The organism is Bradyrhizobium sp. (assembly GCF_028868675.1).
Taxonomy (GTDB): domain Bacteria; phylum Pseudomonadota; class Alphaproteobacteria; order Rhizobiales; family Xanthobacteraceae; genus Bradyrhizobium.
Genome location: NZ_JAGWUA010000334.1, coordinates 1 through 2943, shown reverse-complemented (window position 1 = coordinate 2943; position 2943 = coordinate 1). Strand labels below are relative to the sequence as shown.

The 2943-nt window shown below is 64.6% G+C and carries 2 protein-coding genes; one reads left to right on the top strand and one right to left on the bottom strand.

Going from position 1 to position 2943, the window contains the following annotated elements; genetic code table 11:
- Positions 1 to 247: 247 nt before the first annotated feature.
- Positions 248 to 1171 (bottom strand): LysR family transcriptional regulator, encoded by a 924-nt coding sequence (locus tag KGM94_RS24675; protein WP_300265191.1) that lies wholly within the window; start codon positions 1169 to 1171, stop codon positions 248 to 250.
- 114 nt (positions 1172 to 1285) lie between these two features.
- Here KGM94_RS24675 and KGM94_RS24670 point away from each other — a divergent pair, with 114 nt between their 5' ends.
- On the top strand, positions 1286 to 2782 hold the full coding sequence (locus KGM94_RS24670) for a CoA-acylating methylmalonate-semialdehyde dehydrogenase (protein ID WP_300265188.1): 1497 nt from the start codon (positions 1286 to 1288) through the stop codon (positions 2780 to 2782).
- The last annotated feature ends 161 nt before the right edge of the window (positions 2783 to 2943 follow it).

Below are 2943 nucleotides of genomic sequence, written 5' to 3'. Positions count from 1 at the left end.
CCGGATATGAGGTGATGCAGTGAGCTGCATAATTCTTCGGAAGCCAATCCTCGCACGGAACACGGTCGCCGCGCTGCGCTACGCATGGCTCCGCGCGCCGCCCTCTCACCCTGAAATGCTGCCCCAGACCCCAACGAGAGCCTTGACTCACAAATCCCCATATGAGGGTGGGCAAAGCGAAGCGTGCCCACCACTTCTGTTGCACGCGGAGCGATGGTGGGCACGGCGCTGCGCGCCTTTGCCAACCCTACGGATTCTTCGCTGATCTCCCACCAAACAGCGCCCGCTCGCGCTCCACGATCTCCGAGATGTAGTCGGCCACCGCGCGGATGCGTGCCAGATCCTTGCTGTCGGCGTGCATCAGCATGAAGAAGGTGCGGGTGATCGAGATCTCATCCGGCAGCACCGGACGAAGCTCCGGATGATCGCTCGCCATGAAGTGCGGCAGCACGGCGATGCCGAAGCCGGCGAGCGTGGCGTTGAGTTGCGCGATCAGATTGGCGCTGCGGAAGCGCGCCGAGATCTTTGGCGAGACCAGCGGCAGATAGTCGAGCTCGGGCGTGAACAGGAGTTCTTCGATATAGCCGACGAAGCGATGCTGCGGCAGCGCCTCGCGCGAAACGATCTCGGGAAAGCGGTCGAGATAGGCAGGCGCGGCATAGAGCCCGAGGCTGTAGTCGAGGAGCTTGCGCCCGACGATGCGGCCCTCCTTCGGCATGGTCAGGCTGATGGCGATGTCGGCCTCGCGCTTGGACAGGGAGAACAGGCGCGCGGTGGCGACCAGTTGCAGGTCGAGATCGGGATACCGGTCGGCGAAGGGCGCCAGTCGCGGCGCCAGGAACGAGGTGCCGAAACCGTCCGGCGCGCCGATCCGTACCGTGCCGGTCAACCGCGCCAGCGAGCCGCCGACTTGCTCCTGGTTGGCGGCGATGGTCGATTCCATCGCCTCCGCGCTGTCGGCGACGCGCTGGCCGGACTCGGTGAGGAGGTAGCCGGTCTTGCGGCGGTCGAACAATTTTGCCGAGAGATGCCGCTCCAGCCGGTCGACCCTGCGGATCACCGTGGCATGGTCGACGCCGAGCTGCTTGGCCGCAGCCGACACTGAGCCGCCCCGCACGATGGCCAGCACGAAGCGAAAGTCGTCCCAGTCGATCGCGCCCTGATCCAGCATTTTCGCACATCTATGGTGCAATATCTCGCACTTGATTACTATAAAATGCAGGTCGATAGGATTTGTAAAGCGATCTGATCCAGGTCGGGCAAACCCAGGTTGAGGGAGGTATTCATGCGCGCAGTCGGACATTTCATCGGCGGCAAGGAAGTCAAGGGCACGTCGGGCCGTACCGCCGACGTCTTCGAGCCGATGACCGGCGACGTCCAGGCCAAGGTCGCGCTGGCGTCCAAGGCCGAGGTCCGCGCGGCCGTCGAGAACGCCCGCGCCGCGCAGCCGGAATGGGCCGCGACCAATCCGCAGCGCCGCGCGCGCGTGATGATGAGATTCCTGGATCTGGTGCAGCGCGACTACGACAAGCTCGCCGAGATCCTGGCGCGCGAGCACGGCAAGACCGTTCCGGACGCCAAGGGCGACATCCAGCGCGGCCTCGAGGTCGTCGAGTTCGCCTGCGGCATCCCGCACCTGATGAAGGGCGAATACACCGAAGGCGCCGGCCCCGGCATCGACATCTATTCCATGCGCCAGCCGCTCGGCGTCGTCGCCGGCATCACGCCGTTCAATTTTCCGGCGATGATCCCGATGTGGAAGTTCGCCCCCGCCATCGCCTGCGGCAACGCCTTCATCCTCAAGCCGTCCGAGCGCGATCCCGGCGTGCCGATGCGGCTTGCCGAACTGATGATCGAGGCCGGCCTGCCGGCCGGCATCCTCAACGTCGTCAACGGCGACAAGGAGGCGGTCGACGCCATCCTCGACGATCCCGACATCAAGGCGATCGGCTTCGTCGGCTCCACGCCGATTGCGCAGTACATCTACGAACGCGCCGCGCAGACCGGCAAGCGCTGCCAGTGTTTTGGCGGTGCCAAGAACCACGCCATCGTCATGCCCGATGCCGACATGGACCAGACCGTCGATGCGTTGATCGGCGCGGGCTACGGCTCGGCCGGCGAGCGCTGCATGGCCGTCTCGGTGGCCGTCCCCGTCGGCAAGACCACCGCGGACCGGCTGATGGAAAAGCTGATCCCGCGCGTCGAGTCCCTCAAGATCGGCACCTCGATCGATCCGGCCGCCGACTACGGCCCGCTGGTCACGCGCGAGGCGGTCGAGAAGGTGAAGAGCTACATCGACATCGGCATCAAGGAAGGCGCGACGCTCGCCGTCGACGGCCGCGGCTTCAAGATGCAGGGCTATGAGAAGGGCTTCTATCTCGGCGGATCGCTGTTCGACAACGTCACCAAGAACATGCGCATCTACAAGGAAGAGATCTTTGGTCCCGTGCTCTCGGTGGTGCGCGCCCACGACTACAAGGAGGCGCTGGCGCTGCCCTCGGATCACGACTACGGCAACGGCGTCGCGATCTTCACCCGCGACGGCGATGCCGCGCGCGACTTCGCGGCCAAGGTGAACGTCGGCATGATCGGCATCAACGTGCCGATCCCGGTGCCGATCGCCTACTATACCTTCGGCGGCTGGAAGAAATCCGGATTCGGCGATCTCAACCAGCACGGCCCGGATTCGATCCGCTTCTACACCAAGACCAAGACGGTGACCTCGCGCTGGCCGTCCGGCGTCAAGGAGGGCGCGGAGTTCTCCATCCCGACCATGAAGTGATTTCCAGGGCCGTCATTGCGAGCGCAGCGAAGCAATCCATCTATCCCGGCGGGGAGGAATGGATTGCTTCGTCGCTTCGCTCCTAGGAAGAAAGTGGGTGGGTACCGGTCTAAACTCAGTCAGAGTGGCTCACCCATTTTCATCTAAGGCGGGTCGGCCCC